This is a genomic window from Polaromonas sp. SP1 (genome assembly GCF_003711205.1).
Classification (GTDB): domain Bacteria; phylum Pseudomonadota; class Gammaproteobacteria; order Burkholderiales; family Burkholderiaceae_C; genus Polaromonas.
Genome location: NZ_CP031013.1, coordinates 3,839,944 through 3,856,777 on the forward strand (window position 1 = coordinate 3,839,944; position 16,834 = coordinate 3,856,777).

Sequence of the window (16,834 nt, forward strand, 5' to 3'; positions counted from 1 at the left end):
ATGATCACAGTGGCTCAGACGCCCGCCACCCGATCCCGAATCTGCTGCAACGCCGCCGGGTCGTCCATCGTCGTCAAATCCCCCGGGTCCCGGCCCTCGCACACGGCCTGAATCGCGCGGCGCAGCATCTTGCCGCTGCGGGTTTTGGGCAGGGCTGAGACAAAGTGCACACGTGAAGGCCGGGCGACCGCACCCAGGTCACCGTCCACGCGTTTCATGACTTCGCCCTCCAGCTTCATCGCCGCCGCCTTGTCGGCCAGCACGCCCGAATCCTTGGGCACGGCAAACGCCATGGCGACCTGGCCTTTGAGCTGATCTGCCACACCGATCACTGCCACCTCAGCGACGCCAGCGTGGCCCGAAATGCTTTCTTCGATTTCTCGCGTACCCAGGCGATGGCCGGCCACGTTGATCACGTCGTCGGTGCGGCCCAGGATGAAGTAATAACCGTCTTCGTCGCGTATGCCCCAGTCGAAGGTGCTATAGACCATCTTGCCGGGCACGCTTTTCCAGTAGGTGTTGACGAAGCGGGCGTCGTCCTTCCAGATGGTTTGCATAAAACCGGGCGGCGTCGGGCCTTCGATAACGACCACGCCTTTTTCGTTGGGCTGGGTCAGCTCTTCGCCGGTGGACTCGTGCAGGATCTTGACCTTGTAGCCGTACATGGGCACGCCGGGGCTGCCGAATTTGCTGGCTTTCTTTTCAACGCCGTTGGCAATCGTGATGATGGGCCAGCCGGATTCGGTCTGCCAGTAGTTGTCGATGATGGGCACGTTCAGGCCTTCGCTGATCCAGCGTGCTGTCGGCTCATCGAGCGGCTCGCCGGCCAGGAAGAAGGCGCGCAGGCTGGAGAGGTCGTGTTTTTTCAGCAGGGCCGGGTCCTGCTTTTTCAGCACGCGCACTGCCGTGGGCGCGCTGAACATCGCGGTCACCTTGTACTTCTCGACCAGGCTCCACCAGATCGCGCCGTTGGGCTGTTGGTCCATGCCTTGCGTGGGCAGGCCTTCGTACATGATGGTGGCCATGCCGGCAATGAGCGGGCCGTAGACGATGTAGCTGTGGCCGACCACCCAGCCGATGTCGCTGGTGGAGAAATAGGTTTCACCGGCGCGGCCGTCAAAGATGTGCTTCATGCTGGCGGCCAGCGCCACGGCATAACCGCCGGTGTCGCGCTGCACGCCCTTGGGCTTGCCGGTGGTGCCGCTGGTGTAGATGGTGTAGCTGATGGCGGCGGAGTCCAGCCATTCGCAGTGCACCTGAGCGTGCATGTATTTGGCACGCAGGGTTTCCCAGTGCAGGTCGCGGCCGGCCACGATGGTCATGGGCGCCATGCCGCGGTCGACCAGCAGCACGGCTTCGGGCTGGTGCTTGGCCAGGCGGATGGCCTCGTCGAGCAGCGGTTTGTACGCCACCACCTTGCCGCCGCGCGAGCCGGCGTCGGCGCTGATGATCACGCGCGGCGTGGCGTCGTCAATGCGTGAGGCGAGCGAGCCGCTGGCAAAGCCGCCAAACACCACGCAGTGAATCGCGCCAATACGTGCGCAGGCCAGCATGGCAAACGCGGCCTCGGCAATCATGGGCATGTAGATGAGCACACGGTCGCCCTTGATCACGCCCATGGCGAGCAGGCTGGCGGCCATGCGCTGCACTTCGACATGCAGCTCTTTGAAGCTGTAGGTTTTTTCAATACCGGTTTCGCTCGACACGTAAATCAGCGCCGCCTGGTCGGCCCGGTCTTTGAGGTGCCGGTCGACCGCGTTGTGGCACAGGTTGGTCTGCCCGCCTTCGAACCACTGGGCAAAGGGCGGCTTGTCGTCGTTGCAGACGCGGGTGAAGGGCTTGTGCCAGTCGATCAGTTTGGCCTGCTCGGTCCAGAAGGCGTCGGGCTGGGCTATGGACTGGCGGTAGAAGTCTGCGTAGCTTGTCATTGTCTTTGGCTCCGTTTTCTTTTCTTGAATCTGCGTTCAGATTTTGACGACCACCCGGCCACGCACCTTGCCTAACATCAAGTCCGCGGCTTTTTCTGCAGCGCGGGCCAGCGGCACTTCTTCGATCATGGACTCCAGCTTCGCCGTGTCCAGGTCTTTGGCCAGGCGATCCCACGCCTGCTGGCGTTTGGCCAGCGGCGCCATCACGCTGTCGATGCCGGCCAGCGTCACACCACGCAGGATGAAAGGCATCACCGTCGCCGGGAAGTCCGCGCCCTGCGCCAGCCCGCAGGCCGTGACCACGCCGCCGTAACGCGTCTGCGCGCAGGCATTGGCCAGCGTGTGCGAACCCACCGCGTCGACCACCGCGGCCCAGCGTTCCTTTTGCAGCGGCTTGCCGGGGGCCGAGAGTTCTGCGCGGTCGATGATGCTGGCTGCGCCGAGTTGCTTCAGGTAAGCCTCTTCACTGGCCTTGCCGGTGGCCGCCACCACGGTGTAGCCCAGCCTGGCCAGCAGCGCGACAGCCACGCTGCCCACGCCGCCAGTCGCGCCCGTCACCAGCACTTCGCCGTCGCCCGGCCTGGCGCCATGCGCCTCCAGCGCCAGCACGCTCAGCATCGCGGTGTAGCCCGCCGTGCCGATGGCCATGGCCTGGCGCGGGGTGAAGGCTGCCGGCAGCTTGACCAGCCAGTCGCCCTGCAGGCGCGCACGCTCGGCCATCAGGCCCCAGCGCGTTTCACCCAGGCCCCAACCGTTGTGCACAAAGCGGTCACCGGCCTTCCAGCCGGCGTGGGTGGATTCGAGCACGGTGCCCGCGCCGTCAATGCCGGCCACCATGGGCCAGCTGCGCACCACCGGCCCCTTGTTGGTAATGGCCAGGCCGTCTTTGTAATTGAGGGTGGAGTACTCGACCTGCACCAGCACGTCGCCGGCGGGCAGCTGCGCTTCGTCGGTGTCCGTGATGGCGGCGGAAAAACCGGCGTCGGATTTGCTCAGTTGAAGGGACTTGAACACGGGTTTGTCTCCGGAAAGGTGGTGGCCTGCGCTGGGCCGAAGAGGTGAAAAAAGAGCGAAACTGAATTCTTAATTATGGATAACGGGCTTTCAGCTGGCTGACGAAGACGGTTATGACCCTTTAACAGGTGCTATTTGCTATTAATTTGATAGCTATAAGCCAAGGCACGGTCTTGGCTAGATCCACTTTTCATTAATAATTTATGCCTGCCTGGAAAAGCGCTTATAGCCGCGTCAAAGCCCAAATGAGCAGCACTGCCGCAACCAGCGCCGCAAACGTGCGCACGTGGTTCCACATCGTCCAGCCAGTCACATAACCACGCCAGAAACCCACCGCCTCCGCCGCCGACGGATCAAGCCGCGCCAGCGCGTTATTGCGCGGCACATTAAAAGCCATGGTCACGCCGAAAGTACCCAGCACGTAGCAGACGCTGCCTGCTGCCAGGTACAGCGCAGCCGGCGATTGCCAGTGCATCACGGCGTAGACAAACAGTACGGCGCACGCCAGCGCCGTGCCCATAAAGAGACCGAGAAAAAGCGGGTTAAGCACCACCACATTGATAGCCTGCATAGCCGCAATGCCGGCCGGCGGGCTGATGCGGGCCAGCGCGCCCATCACGAAGCTGGAAAACGCCAGGAAGATGCCGGCGACGAGCGCGCAGCCCAAGGCGGCAAGAAAGGTCAGTGCAAACAGCCAGGTGTCAGCAGGCATGGTGTCTCGCTGGGGGGCGCAGGGTGCTCACGTCTGGCAGGGTAACGCCTCTGCGCGTCCTAGCCAACCGATTTGTTATACGCCACCCACGACCTGGTTGCGATAAGCGGTCCATCGCTCCAGACCGGCTGCCGCGTTATGGGCTCGTTCAAGGAACTCACCGGTGCTGCAGTCGAGCGCCTGCCAGCGCTGCGCAACACACATTGCGACAATCAGCTGAACGACGGCTGCAGACGCCCGGATGTGCATCATGAACCCGGTATTCGGCTTGTCTTCACCGACGCTGAACTCAATGGAGCCATGCGGCGAATTGAACCTTCCCCACGCGGGATCAGACCAGTCGGTGGCGCCAAAGTGCTGTGAAATGGCTGCGTGCACCTCGGCACGGGAGCCCAAAGGCATGCAGCACTCTGTTTCGGGGATGTCCCCGAGCGCCTCGTACTCGCGCGAGTACCGTGCCACAAATACGTCCCAACTCATAAGCAGCTCCTGTGGTACTTTTATCCATGCCTGAATAGCCCACAGACCAGGCACTTCGCGGGTCAGGGCCGTTATTTCTCAACATTTTGCCCCACCGGCACGGCCTGCGGCCTCCGCGCGACAGGGGCGTGCCTCACTTCACCAGGGCCAGCACGTCCTTGAAAGCCTCATGCTCAGCCGTTCGCAGCCACTCAAAAGCCACCATCTCGGTCGTCACCAGCTCGGCGCCGTTGCCGGCCAGGCGGTCAAAGGCGGCGTCGCGGTTGCGTTCGCTGCGGGAGCTGCAGGCATCCGTCACCACCCAGACTTCAAACTCGTCTTCCAGCAGATCCAGCGCGGTCTGCATCAGGCAGACATGGGCTTCGCAGCCGGCGATGACGATGGTGCTTCGGCCCTCTTCCGGTTCGGGCGCGGGTTTTTGCAGGTGCTTGGGCAGGCTGCGGGCGTTGCCGCCGGCCTGCGCCTTGCGCACGGGCGGGCGCAGCAGTTCACCAAAGCCGTCGGCCACGGCACTGAAAGACATCTTGTCGAAGGTTTTACCGCCGGCCGCTTCGATGGCGGCCTGTAACTCAGGCACGTTGGGGCCCAGCGATGCCGGGTTTTCGGCGGTGCCCCACACCGGTACGTCGAGCAGCTTGGCGATGCGGGCCAGCCGCAGCGCATTGGCCAGCACCACGCTGCTTTCAAAAATCGAGGGCATGAGGCGGGACTGGTAGTCCACCAGCACCAGTTGGGAGTCGTCGGCATCAAGCAGCATGGGAAATCCTGGGAAATGAGTGAAGGCGGAAGGCTGAGAGCGAATCAGGCGGACGGCCGCTGCAGGCGCTCGACCAGGGCAATCAGGTAGGCGTCAAACAGCAACGTGGCGTCTTGCCCGAACATGCGGATACGGCCTGTGTGCTTCATCAGCAGCAAACCGACACCGTGCGCGAACAAGGCCGTATTTTCGCGCAAGGCGTCTTCGGCATTCAAACCCATGGCCTGCAGGGCCGCTTCGCAGGGCCGCAAGGCGTCATGCAAGCGGTCGTTGAGCTGGTAGTTCAGCTCTGCCGTCAGCCCGCGCGGGCGCATGCCCTGCACGAGGTAAAAGCCCAGGTCCAGGTCGCGCGGGTTGGCCGCAAAAAAGCCGAACCAGGCGTCGGCCTTGGCCTCCAGCAGGTCGGCGGGCTCGGTGCAATCGTTGCCGGCCGCGTCCACCGCGGCGTTCAGGCGCTCCAGCGACTCGGCCAGCAAGGCGCCGTAAATCGCCTCTTTGTTCTCGAAGTAGGAATAGATGGCGCCGGCGGTGTAGCCGGCTTCCTTGGCGATCTCGCGGATGCTGGCGCCCTCGATGCCCAGGCGGTCAAACACCGCGCGGGCCGCGTCCAGCACCCCTTTGCGGCGCGAGTCGCTTTGGGCCTGTTGGCGGTCTAGTCGGGCTTGCATCGATCAAATGTAAGCCCAAAGGCAGCGCCGGAAGCCCTGAATTGGGGTGAAAAATAACACTTGTTTTAAATTTTGAACACTGTTCAAATAATTAACCACACGTTCAACCACGATTCAGGAGACTCCATGAATGCCCCTGCCCCCGCCGCCAGCCTGATGTCCGGCAAGGACTTTCGCGAGTCGCTGCGCCGCTACAAACCCCGGGTGTTCCTGGACGGCCGCCAAGTCGGCAGCGTGGCCGACGAGCCAGGCTTTGGCCCCGGCATCAATGCGATTGGGCTGACGTACGACTACGCGCTCAAACCGCAGTACGCACCGCTGATGACGGCGGTGCAGCACACCAGCGGAAAGCGGGTCAACCGCCTCAGCCATATCAACACCAGCAGCGGCGACCTGCTGAACAAGCTGGAAGCCGTGCGCCTGGTCTGCCAGGAGACCGGCTGCGCCCAGCGCTACCTCACGCACGACGCGCTCAACGCCATCGGCCAGGTGTCGGCGCGCATCGACGATGCGCAAGGGAGCAAAGAGCACTCCGCACGCTTCCTGAACTACCTGCACCGGGTGCAAGACCAGGACCTGACGCTCGCCGTCGCCATGACCGACGCGAAAGGCGACCGCAGCCGCCGCCCGCATGAGCAGGCCAACGTGGACAGCTATGTGCATGTGGTCGAGCGCAATGCCAAAGGGATCGTGATTTCAGGCACCAAAGCCATCGTGACCGGCGCACCCTATGTGCATGAGTTCCTCGTCATGCCCTGCCGCAACATGGGCCAGGAAGACGCCGACTTCGCCATCTGCTGCGCCGTGCCGGTGGACGCGCCCGGCATCACCATCATTGCGCGCCCTGCCGGCCGCCCTGGCGAAAAGGTCGAGCACGGCGCCGCCCTCTTCAGCCGCAAATACGGCCAGAGCACCGGCGTGGTGATGTTCGACAAGGTCTTTGTGCCCTGGGAGAGCGTGTTTTACGACGGCAGCAACGGCACCTGGGAACACTCCGGCCACCTCACCTACAGCTACGCCACCCACCACCGCCACACCTGCATAGGCGCGCGCGCCGGCTTCGGTGATTTGCTGATTGGAGCGGGCGCACTGATGTGCGAGGCCAACGGCTTTGACCCGGGCAAGGAAACGCATCTGCGTGAGCAGATGGTCGAGCTGATCACCATCACCGAAAGTTTTTACGCCTGCGGCGTGGCGGCCAGCGTGTATGGCAAGCCCGACGAGCACAGCAAGACCTTTGTGCCCGACGCCGTCTTCAGCAACATCGGCAAGCTGCTGCTGGCCACCAAGATTTACGACATGCACCGCATCGCGCACTATGTGAGCGGCGGCCTGATCGTCACCCTGCCCGGCCCGGACGAAGACCACAACCCCGAGACAGGCGCCAAGCTCTCGGAAGTGCTGCGCGCCAACCCCGATGTGCCCTATGAGCAGCGCATAGAAACCGCCCGCTTTATCGAAGACCTGACGGCCGGCTACCAGGGCGGCTGGTACAGCGTGATCAGCCTGCACGGCGGCGGCTCACCGGCGGCCATGAAGCAGGAGATCTACCGCAACTACCCGGTGGGCTCGAAGGTGGAACTGGTGGAGCGCATCCTGGAGCGCGGCGTGAATGGCGACGGCGTCCCGCACGACCCGGACCGCGCCATCACGAAGAACCGCCAGCCCGGCAAGTGCTGCGACACAGGTTGCACCGCGCCCGGGCAGCCGGTGATGGTGGATTTGCCCGCCTTGCCTTCTGCGTTGACCATCGCGCGGCACTGAGCGCGTGCGCCTCCCCCTCTAAACAAGGGAGGGGTTAACCCGCTGCGTTTCCGGGAAGACTGGGCACACATTTGCTGGGTGTTTCACCCTGCATCTCACACCGGAAAATCCATGTTGATAAAAATCAGACCCCACAACGCCGCGCTATGGAAAGCCGGCCTCGCAGCCCTCGTGGCAAGCCTTCTCGTGTTGGCGGGTTGCGCCACGCCCGCCACAAAATATGCCGCGTCAAACCCGGTGAACAACCAGAGGCTGACCACGGCGAATGTGGTGTTTCAGGATCCGCCCAACATGGGCCTGGCCTTCGCCACCACCAGGCTCGCCCCGCCGGAACAACGAAACAACGACCGCAAGTATGCGGAGGCGGCGCTGGAACCGATGGTGAGGTCTTTGCGGGTCAATGCACCGAACCAGTTGCGGGCGGCGCTCTCGCAGCGGGGCGTGACCGGCGGCAGGGACGCCATCATTTACCTGCGGCCGATACAGGCCAGCAACCTGCCGGAGACCGGGCTTCAGGTCACGCTTGAAGTCACCGTCCAGCCGAGGGACGGCGCCAAGTGGGTTGTCAGCATTCCGGATGGCTCCAGCCTCAACCCCGGCGGTGAAGAAGTCGCTGCAAAATTCACCGCCAGGATCATCCAGGAACTGGTCAAGGCTGGCTTCCTGGCAAGCTGAGGTCTCGGGGCGGAAGGCTCGCGAACTTCCGTAAGCGCGCCCACCGCCAACGCACATCACATTGCAGCCAGGTCCTGGATCGCGTCCACCACCATGTTGCTGCCCACCGCGATCAGCAGGATGTCGGTGGCGACGCGCACATATTTGTGGCCTGCGGGCGGTGCGCCGAGTTGCACCACCACCGACGAGGGCACGGGGTAGAACACCACGTCACGCGGCAGCGGCTGGCCGATGGCGTATTTTTTTGCCTGCCCCGGAGGCAGGCAGCCGTTGTTTTTCTTGGCCAGGCCCGGGGGGCATTTGCCGGCCTTGAATTGCTGGCCGTAGTAGTTTTGCACCACCACACGCTGCTGCGGCACAAAGTAACCGCCGACCTTGACCTCGGCGGCCTGCTTGTTTTTCTTCGCCTTCTTGCCCTTGCCGGAATCGCCCTGGTCGGACTGCTCCACCTGGTCGTGCTTGTTGCCCTTGTTTTTGCCGCCGCCGGCCCATTCGGGTTTTTCGGCAAAGCTGGAGGAGCAGGCCAAGGCCAAGGCGGCTGCCATGACGAGCGTAAAGCTGTGGCTCCGCAAGAAGGCATTGGTGGGACTGGTGTTTGTCGTGGGGGTTGTCATCGTGGTGCTCCGGTAGTTTTTGGTGAGAGGCCAGGCGGCAGTAACCCGCTCGCATATCACGCCTCAATATGTCCAACGGGTCTATTTGCCCACCGTTGACAGGAGTTTCCCCGGAGCCGGTGGTGTTACAAGCCTTCGCGCTCACTCCGAACGCGAAGGCTCGGCAAACTTCAGCAGCCGTGTGGCCAGCAAGGTCTCGGCCAGAAAACACACCAGCGCCAGCAAGAAACAGATCACCCCGGACAAAAAACACACCGTGGCGATCCGCAGGATCGGCAATTCACTGGTTTCGCCGAGAAACAGCAGGATGATGGTGGTGCCTATCAGGATGGCGCAAAAGGTCAGCAAGGCGATGCAGATGTTGACCAGCCAGCCGCGGTGGCGCAACTCGCGCAACTCGGCATACATGCGCTGGGCGCGGGACTCTTCCACGCCGCCGGTTTCGAGCCGGTTTTCCAGAAAGCGCGCGCGGTCGATGATGCGGGCCAGGCGGCCGGCGACGGCGGCGATCATGCCGGAGACGGCCGTGAGCAAAAACACCGGGGCTACCGCCAGCTGGATGCCGTGGGTGACCGTGGCAAGGTCGGGCGCAAAGTTCATCCGGGGCTCCAGGAAGGTTGAAGGGTTGGCGAGCTCGCTATTGTCATTCAAAGAGTCATTCAAAGAGTCATTCAAACAGCCATTCAAGCATCGTGCCAGGCGCGTTTGCGGCCTGCCCAAACCGCCCGCTGGTGGTGAAGCCTTACACCGATGTCGTCGCTGTCCGACAGCACCGCGCAGGCGGCGGTCCCCACAATGAATGACCATCCCAAGGACTCTCAAGGATTTCCCATGCTCTCCAACAACGAGGGACAACGCGTCCCGGACGTCAGCTTCAAAACCCGCAAGGACGACCAGTGGGTCGAGCTCAAAACCGCCGACATCTTTGCCGGCAAAAACGTCGTGGTGTTTTCCCTGCCCGGCGCCTACACGCCGACCTGCTCGTCCACCCACCTGCCGCGCTTTAACGAACTGGCCAACACCTTCAAGGCCAACGGCATTGACGACGTGGTGTGCTTTTCAGTGAACGATGCGTTTGTGATGAACGAATGGGGCAAGGCGCAGGAGGCCGGCAACATCACGCTGATCCCGGACGGCAACGGCGACTTCACCCGCGGCATGGGCATGCTGGTCGACAAGAGCGACCTGGGCTTCGGCAAGCGCTCGTGGCGTTATTCGATGCTGGTGCGGGACGGCGTGGTCGAGAAGATGTTTATCGAACCCGAAAAAGAAGGCGACCCGTTTGAGGTCTCGGACGCCGACACCATGCTCAAGTACGTCGCGCCTGATGCAAAAGCGCCTGAGCCGGTGACTATCTTCACCAAACAGGGTTGCCCGTTTTGCGCTAAAGCCAAGGCCCTGCTGGAAGAGGCAGGTCTCAGCTACGAGGAGATTACCTTGGGCCATGGCATTACGACCAGGACCTTGCAGGCGGTGGCGGGCGCGGGAACGGCGCCGCAAGTGTTTATCGACGGGAAAAAAATCGGTGGGTCGGAAGACTTACAGACCTGGCTGGCAGAGACAAGATCGGGAGACGGTGCGAGTTTATCGGGTGCATCAGGGGCATCAAGCCAAACCGAGGCGCAACCATTGCCGCACCAGTTTCTTGATTAGCCTCCAGCCAGTGCCCTGCGTTTGGCGCCGGCAGCACGCCGCGCACGCCAGCTGACCACCGCATCGCAGGCCTCAAAGTGTTTGAGCAGGTTCTGCTTTTGCCGCTCGAGCAGTTGGCTGTCGGCAATCATCCGCGGCCATGATTCGCAGGCTTTGCCCACTGCCTCATTGAGCACGCCGCGCACGCGCGTTTCAAACATGCCGGTGGCATTGCAGAAGCTGCGCAAGGTTTGCGCGTTCAGCCGCGCCTGCTTCTCGCCGCCGGGCACAAACCGCAGCGCGTGCCCTCGCCCCCCCAGGTAGGCCGCGTAGGCCACCACGTCATAGGCGGGAGACAACGCGGGCGTACGCCCATCGCGGTAGAGCACACCGAAGTTCTTCACATGTGCGTCGTAGTTGCCCAGCATTTCATTGACCATCACGCGGCGTATCAGCTCTTCGGCCGCGCCCTCGCCCTCTTGCGCCGGCAAGCTCATGCCTTCGCGCAGGGTGCGCGCCATGGCCGCGTAACTGGCGGCCGGGTGGGTGTATTTTTCTTCGGGCTGGATGCGCAGGATCTGCGCAAAGTCTTCGCAGTGGATGTGGCCTTCAGGCCCGCGGTCAAAACGTTTGACGGCCAGGAACTGCCGGCTCTCGCCCAGCACAAAGGGCTGCTCGGCGACGATCTCGTCCAGCGGCGCCAGCCAGGCCTCGCACACCGTCACCCCGGCGGCCCGGGCCAGGCGCAAAGACAACTCTTCGACTTCGGGCAACAGCGCAAATTCAGCCGTGGGCAGCTTGGCAATGATGTGCGTGCCCCTGGCATCCCGCGTGCGTGCCACGTAGCGCCCCTGCTGCTGCACCAGCGCCAGCTTGGGCTGCACGCCTGACAGTGAGGTCGCATCGGGCAACGGGTCGGCGGTGACGGACATCTCGAGTGCGTCGTGGTGCTGGGTCACCACGCCGGCCAGCGCCTGGGCGTCGAGGTGCGCGGGGTAGGCATAGACGTTGCCCGGCAAGTCGGTGCCGCAGGCGGCCAGCATGTCGAAATGGTCGTTGGGGCCGCAGCCGCGCAGTTGCTCGAGGTGGCGGCGCAGCGGCCCTTCGGGCAACAGGTTTTGAAAGAAGGCCGGCAGGCGGCCGCCTTCGGCATTGAAGAACGGCGTGTTCACGTAACTGCGCCAGAAAATCTCGCGGCGCTGGGCGTCGTCATCCGTCGCGGCCCATGAGAACACCGGCGAGGCCGGGTTGGACCAGAAGGCCTCGTCGGGAATCAAACGCGTGATGGCGGTGCTGCCCGTGCCGTACTGGAACAGCAGCCCGGCGCGCAAAGGGCCGATGTAGATGTCGAGCGCCAGGACGTTCATGGCTTAAGCCCGGCGAGTTGCGAGGTCTCAGCCACGATGCGGTCCACCCGCGACAGCGCAGGCGGCGGGGGTTCTTCGGCGGTATGCGCCTGCAAGCCGGACGCCACCACCTTGGGCAGCAGCAGCACCTCCAGCCCAAGCTGGTCGGCAATCGCCATCAATGTGGTGATGCGCGGCGCGGTGCGGCCCTGCAAAACGCCGCGCACCGATAGGGGCGTGAGGCCTGTGCGCTCAGCCAGGGCCTGGTAGTCCAGTCCCAGCCGCCGCCGTTCTTCTTCCAGGCGGGTGGCCATGTCAGAAAGGGTTTTCATACAGAAATAAAAGAGAAGTATAAATAAGTATCGATTTTCATGAAATCGATAGTATTTTATCTATATCAAGCTTGAAAATCAATATTGAACTATCTTTTTTGCTAAATGAGATAGTTTAATATCGATTAACACCAAGGCATGGTGGTGATGGGCGGCAAACGCCCTCCTCCAAAAGCATTCCTGAAATGCGACCCTAAAACGCGTAGCTGCCCGACAGCGACAGCAGCCAGCTTCGCCCGGCGGCAGGCTCAAAGTAACGGCCATTGCCCTCATTGACGATGACGGAGCCGGCGTACTTTTTGTCGAACAGGTTGTCCAGCCGTGCGCTGGCAAGCACTTTCCAGCCGGCGGCCTCTACCGCATACCCCACATGCGCCGCCGCCGTCACAAACGAAGCGGCCGTATCCGAGTTGAGGTCGTTCACGGCCACGCTGCCCAGGTAGCGTGCCTCCACACCGCCGCGCCATCCACGCGCCGGGCGCCAGCCGGCCTCTACCGCCAGCGCTGTACGCGCCAGCCCCGGAATGCGGTTGCCCGCCGGCACCGCCACGTTGGGCACGGCGCAGGGCGTGGCCGCGCAGGTGAGGAAGGCGTCGCGGTAACGCGCGTCCAGCCGGGTGTAGGACGCCTGCACCAGCCAGTCGCCCGGCATAGCCAGGCTGCCGGCCAGCTCCAGCCCGCGGCGGCGGGTGGCGCCGGCGTTTTGAAAAGTGCTGCGCCCGCCGACATTGGTCTGGGTGACGATCTCGTCCTGTGTGGCGGTGTTGAACAGGGCGGCGCTCCACTCCACGCGAGTCGGGTTGCCTGCCGGCGTGCGCCCTTTCACGCCGGCTTCGACGTTGTTGCTGCGCGAAGGCCTCAAGCCCAGGTTGAGGCCGGTGGAGCCGTCGGCGCGGTAAGCCGTCTCATTGAGCGTCGGCGTTTCAAACCCCTTGCCGGCCGTGGCGTAAAAGCGCAGGTCTTTCGACGGCGCGTACATCACGCCGGCCACCGGCAAGGTCGCGCTGTAGCGCGCGCTGCCGCTGTCATTGCCGTTGGGCCCGGCCACATACTGGTCGGCCGATTCAAAGCGCACCGTGCTGCGGCGCAGGCCGGCGTGCAATGTCCACTGCGGCGATAGCTTGAGGCTGGCCTGCGCGTACGGGTCCAGGCTGCTGGCGCGGTTGACTTCATCGCGGCGCAGAGCGCCCTGCACGCCCAGGGTGGCGCCGCTGAAGTTTTGAAAACCCCGGCGGTGCTCGCGCAGCGTGTCATAGGCCAGGCCCGTCACCAGCTCCAGCGGCAACTGGGCCAGGTGCGCCTGCAGGGTCAGGCGCACATCGGCGCCGCCGTAATTTCTGTCCAGATCAATCACGCCGCCGGGATGCAACGGGCTGGCCTGCACCGCCACCGGAATTGCCTGGTACTGCACGGTGGCGCGCTGGCCCTGGTAGACCATGGCGCGCAGGCGGTTGCCGCCGCCCAAAGGTTCCTCGTACACCAGTCCGGCCTGGGTCTGTCGCACCGTCTTGCGGGTGTTGAACTGGGTGGCTGACGGGTCGGCGCTTTGCGGTGCGGTGTCGAACTGGTTGCGGTTCAGGCCCAGCGGGTCGTCGGCGCGCGCATCGAGGTGGTTGGCGACCAGGGTGAGCTGCCCGCCGGAAAGCAGTTGCCAGTCCAGGCGGGCGTTGGCCAGGTCGCGCTCTGACGCGCTATGGGCACGAAAGCCGCCGCCGGCAATGCGGCTGGCGTTCAGTGCGTAGCCGAACGGCCCGATGCCCCCCGCAGCTTTGACGCCGCCCCTGTAAAAACCGTCACTGCCCCACGCGGCGCTGGGCGTGACGACGGGCCGGCCGCGGCCCTCCTCGGTAAACACCTGAACCACGCCGCCCGACGAATTGCCGTACAGCGCGGAAAACGGCCCGCGCAGCACCTCGACCCGGCCCACCGAGCCGAGGTCTATGTGCGAGAGCTGCCCCTGCCCGTCCGGCATGGTGGCCGGAATGCCGTCGACATAGATGCGCACACCGCGCACGCCGAAGGTAGAGCGCGCGCCAAAGCCGCGCACCGAGAGTTGCAGGTCCTGTGCCTGGTTTTGCCGGTCACGGGCCAGCACGCCGGGCGTGAGCGACAGGCTTTCGGAAAGGTTGAGTTGCGCGCGGCCGTCGGCGCGAAGCCGCTCGCCGTCCAGCACGTCGACGGAGGCGGGCACGTCAAAAGGTGGCAGCTCGGTGCGGGTGGCGGTTACGGTGACGGGTGTGAGGGATTGGGCTTGCGCGTCGCTTGCCGGCCACGGCAACAAGGCCAGCATCATCGCCAGCGGAACAGGCTTCGTGAATGGAAGGGGCATGAAGGCGGCAGGGTTGGTGGGCAACGGAAAAGGCCAAGCCATCGTAGCTTGCCGATGCCGCCCTTGCCACCGCAAGGCTGTAGGCCGATGCCGCAAAAGGAGGCGCCCTTCTTACTCCCTCTCCCTCTGGGAGAGGGAGTAAAACCATGTGCGCAGGTTCAGCCGAACTTGCGCACCGCATCCAGCGCCAGCCCCGCGCCGATGCTGCCGAAACGGTCACCTTCCACGCTGCGCGCCTGCGGCAGCAAGGCGGAGATCTGCTCGCGCAGCAAAGGCACGCCGCTGGAGCCACCGGTGAAAAACACGGTGTCGATGTCGCCGACATTTACGCCCGCATCTTTGAGCAGCGCCACAACGGTGCGCGACACCGTGCCGACCAGCTCGCTGATGGCCGCGTCGAAATCAGGCCGGTGCAAGGTGAGAGTCTCACCCGGCGCGATGCGGCCCAGGTCCATGGTGGTTTGCGGCGCGTCAGACAACGCGATCTTGGCCGCCTCGACCTGCATGGCCAGCCAGTGGCCCGCGCGCTCACGCACGAGGTTCTGCAGGCGGTCCAGCTTGTCCTTGTCGACCGCACTGCGCCGGATGTCGCTGATCTGCGTCCACGATTTTTTGCTGTAGACCTGGTTGATGGTGTGCCAGGTCGCCAGGTTGAAGTACTGGGCCGAGGGCACCTCCAGCCCGCTCTGCAGCTTGCTGCCCAGGCCCAGCGTGGGCATCACGCTGGCCAGGCTCAGGTATTTGTCGAAGTCGGTGCCGCCTATGTGCACACCGCCGCTGGCCAGGATGTCGTCACGGCGCTCAGCCTTGCGCGCGCGCTCGGGCGACAGACGCACGAGCGCAAAGTCCGAGGTGCCGCCGCCGATGTCGACCACGAGCACCAGTTCTTCGCGCCGGATCTGCGACTCGTAGTCAAACGCCGCGGCGATCGGTTCGTACTGGAAGGCAATGTCTTTGAGGCCGACCGCATGCGCGATTTCGGCCAGTGTGTTTTCAGCTTTCTTGTCGGCGGCCGCATCGTCATCCACGAAAAACACTGGGCGGCCCAGCACCGCTTGCGTAAAAGGCTGGTCGGCAGCTTTTTCGGCACGGTGCTTGAGCTCGCCGATGAACTGCGCCAGCAAATCGCGAAACGGCAGCGCGCGGCCGGCGACTTCGGTGTGGTCGTCAATCATGGAGGTGCCGAGCAGGCTTTTGAGCGAGCGCATCAGCCGCCCTTCGTAGCCCGCCAGGTAGTCGGCCAGCGCGGCGCGGCCGTAGCTCACATGCTCGTCCTCGGCATGGAAGAACACGACAGAAGGCAGCGTGGGCTTTCCGCCTTCAAGCGGCAACAACGCAGGAAGTGCGGGAAGCCCCGGCCGGCTCCAGCCTGCCGTGGAGTTGGACGTGCCGAAGTCGATCCCGCAGGCGCGGGGGGCGCTCACCGCCCTGCCGGCTTGGCGAAGCCGCTTTCAGCCCACGCCACGGCGCTGGCACGGTTGAGCTTGAAGGACGGCGCCACGCGGACCTGCGCGAGCTCCTCACCCGCTTCGTCAGCGGCGCTGAGCAGGCCGTGCGGGTTGTCTTCGTCCGGAACGATGTCGAGCGAAACGGTGACGCGCACCTCATTGGCCGTCACTGCAATGCTCTGGTGCAACGTGGCATGCAGTTGCTGCTCATGGCGGCGCACAAACTCCGACGCGGTTTTCACCAACGTGCTGAAGGCCGGGCCGTCCAGCGGCTTGGGGTTCTTCTTGTCGCGGCCCATGGTCCAGGGGCCGACCAGTGCGGGCTCGGGCTCGCCGTCCTTGATCATCGCCACCGCCCAACCGTCGTCGTCCTCGTTCTTGATGACCTTGGCCGTCCAGCCGTCGCCGCACCAAAGCCGCGGCTCCTGGATGGGCGTGTCGTTGGGGGATTCATCGGCCAGGCCGGCCGGCGGGGTGTGGGAGTCAGTCAAAACGCAGTCACTCGGGTGGGGCGCCCCGGTTACAGGCCGGGGGCAAATTCGGGTCACGCACCACATGGCGCGCAGAGGGGAGCGGATTTTACAACCCCTCCCCCATCCCGTCACAAGCCGAGGTCGCTCAGGCTCGGGTGATCTTCGGGCCTGCGCCCCAGCGGCCAGTGAAACTTGCGGTCGGCCGCCTTGATGGGCAGGTCGTTGATGCTGGCGTGGCGCACCGCCATCAGGCCGTTTTCGTCGAACTCCCAGTTCTCGTTGCCGTAGGAGCGAAACCAGTTGCCGGCGTCGTCATGCCATTCGTAGGCAAAACGCACGGCAATCCGGTTGCCGCCAAAGGCCCACAGCTCCTTGATGAGGCGGTAGTCGAGCTCGCGCGCCCATTTGCGCGACAGCAGGCCGGCTATTTCTTCGCGGCCGGTGACAAATTCGGCGCGGTTGCGCCAGCGGCTTTGCGCGGTGTAGGCCATGGACACGCGCTGCGGCTCGCGCGTGTTCCAGCCGTCTTCGGCGGCGCGGACTTTCTGGGCGGCAGTCTCAAGGGTGAAAGGCGGAAGGGGTGGCCGGGTTTCCATGCGATGTCCTTTGATGAAATTTGAAGGCGGTGATTTTGGTAGACAAGTCTGTCTACACGTAGAAAT

Annotated in this window: 17 protein-coding genes; 3 read left to right on the forward strand and 14 right to left on the reverse strand. The window is 63.9% G+C overall.

Annotated features, from left to right (window positions below):
• Window positions 1–14 precede the first annotated feature (14 nt).
• From DT070_RS18230 to DT070_RS18255, 6 genes are all read right to left on the reverse strand, one after another.
• Window positions 15–1,928 (reverse strand): propionate--CoA ligase, encoded by a 1,914-nt coding sequence (locus tag DT070_RS18230; protein ID WP_122956673.1) that lies wholly within the window; start codon window positions 1,926–1,928, stop codon window positions 15–17.
• A 36-nt stretch (window positions 1,929–1,964) separates the two neighbouring features.
• Window positions 1,965–2,942 (reverse strand): MDR family oxidoreductase, encoded by a 978-nt coding sequence (locus DT070_RS18235; RefSeq protein WP_122956674.1) that lies wholly within the window; start codon window positions 2,940–2,942, stop codon window positions 1,965–1,967.
• 223 nt (window positions 2,943–3,165) lie between these two features.
• On the reverse strand, window positions 3,166–3,654 hold the full coding sequence (locus DT070_RS18240) for a DUF1772 domain-containing protein (RefSeq protein WP_122956675.1): 489 nt from the start codon (window positions 3,652–3,654) through the stop codon (window positions 3,166–3,168).
• A 75-nt stretch (window positions 3,655–3,729) separates the two neighbouring features.
• Window positions 3,730–4,134: a hypothetical protein gene (locus tag DT070_RS18245; RefSeq protein WP_122956676.1), complete on the reverse strand. Its 405-nt coding sequence runs from the start codon at window positions 4,132–4,134 to the stop codon at window positions 3,730–3,732.
• A 133-nt stretch (window positions 4,135–4,267) separates the two neighbouring features.
• Window positions 4,268–4,891 (reverse strand): isochorismatase family protein, encoded by a 624-nt coding sequence (locus DT070_RS18250; RefSeq protein WP_122956677.1) that lies wholly within the window; start codon window positions 4,889–4,891, stop codon window positions 4,268–4,270.
• 44 nt (window positions 4,892–4,935) lie between these two features.
• Window positions 4,936–5,559, reverse strand: a complete 624-nt coding sequence (locus tag DT070_RS18255) for a TetR/AcrR family transcriptional regulator (protein WP_122956678.1) — start codon at window positions 5,557–5,559, stop codon at window positions 4,936–4,938.
• A 126-nt stretch (window positions 5,560–5,685) separates the two neighbouring features.
• Here DT070_RS18255 and DT070_RS18260 point away from each other — a divergent pair, with 126 nt between their 5' ends.
• Window positions 5,686–7,323 (forward strand): 4-hydroxyphenylacetate 3-hydroxylase family protein, encoded by a 1,638-nt coding sequence (locus tag DT070_RS18260; protein ID WP_122956679.1) that lies wholly within the window; start codon window positions 5,686–5,688, stop codon window positions 7,321–7,323.
• 111 nt (window positions 7,324–7,434) lie between these two features.
• On the forward strand, window positions 7,435–7,998 hold the full coding sequence (locus tag DT070_RS18265) for a hypothetical protein (protein ID WP_153976337.1): 564 nt from the start codon (window positions 7,435–7,437) through the stop codon (window positions 7,996–7,998).
• Between the two features lie 56 nt (window positions 7,999–8,054).
• Here the strand turns inward: DT070_RS18265 and DT070_RS18270 are convergent, their stop codons facing one another.
• A complete protein-coding gene (locus tag DT070_RS18270) occupies window positions 8,055–8,612 on the reverse strand; it encodes an RcnB family protein (protein ID WP_228778450.1) in 558 nt (185 codons plus the stop codon).
• 141 nt (window positions 8,613–8,753) lie between these two features.
• Entirely contained in the window at window positions 8,754–9,212 is a 459-nt protein-coding gene (locus tag DT070_RS18275; protein ID WP_122956682.1) for a DUF2721 domain-containing protein, read from the reverse strand.
• Window positions 9,213–9,443: 231 nt separating this feature from the next.
• On the opposite strand from DT070_RS18275, the gene DT070_RS18280 reads away from it, so the two are divergent.
• Window positions 9,444–10,265 (forward strand): glutathione peroxidase, encoded by an 822-nt coding sequence (locus DT070_RS18280; RefSeq protein WP_122956683.1) that lies wholly within the window; start codon window positions 9,444–9,446, stop codon window positions 10,263–10,265.
• On the opposite strand, the gene DT070_RS18285 is transcribed toward DT070_RS18280, so the two are convergent.
• The 6 genes from DT070_RS18285 to DT070_RS18310 form a co-directional block, all read right to left on the reverse strand.
• Window positions 10,262–11,611 (reverse strand): type II toxin-antitoxin system HipA family toxin, encoded by a 1,350-nt coding sequence (locus DT070_RS18285; protein WP_122956684.1) that lies wholly within the window; start codon window positions 11,609–11,611, stop codon window positions 10,262–10,264. The two genes, DT070_RS18280 and DT070_RS18285, sit on opposite strands and share 4 nt — an antisense overlap.
• Window positions 11,608–11,922 (reverse strand): helix-turn-helix transcriptional regulator, encoded by a 315-nt coding sequence (locus DT070_RS18290; protein WP_122956685.1) that lies wholly within the window; start codon window positions 11,920–11,922, stop codon window positions 11,608–11,610. The genes DT070_RS18285 and DT070_RS18290 overlap by 4 nt, the downstream gene beginning before the upstream one ends.
• A 193-nt stretch (window positions 11,923–12,115) precedes the next feature.
• A complete protein-coding gene (locus DT070_RS18295) occupies window positions 12,116–14,251 on the reverse strand; it encodes a TonB-dependent receptor (RefSeq protein WP_122957486.1) in 2,136 nt (711 codons plus the stop codon).
• Between the two features lie 158 nt (window positions 14,252–14,409).
• Window positions 14,410–15,675, reverse strand: coding sequence for an Hsp70 family protein (locus tag DT070_RS18300; RefSeq protein WP_122956686.1), 1,266 nt, complete (start codon window positions 15,673–15,675; stop codon window positions 14,410–14,412).
• A complete protein-coding gene (locus tag DT070_RS18305; protein WP_122956687.1) occupies window positions 15,672–16,190 on the reverse strand; it encodes a hypothetical protein in 519 nt (172 codons plus the stop codon). The genes DT070_RS18300 and DT070_RS18305 overlap by 4 nt, the downstream gene beginning before the upstream one ends.
• A 110-nt stretch (window positions 16,191–16,300) precedes the next feature.
• Window positions 16,301–16,768 carry a nuclear transport factor 2 family protein gene (locus DT070_RS18310; RefSeq protein ID WP_122956688.1) on the reverse strand — a complete coding sequence of 156 codons (468 nt, stop codon included), beginning with the start codon at window positions 16,766–16,768 and terminating at the stop codon, window positions 16,301–16,303.
• Window positions 16,769–16,834 lie beyond the last annotated feature (66 nt).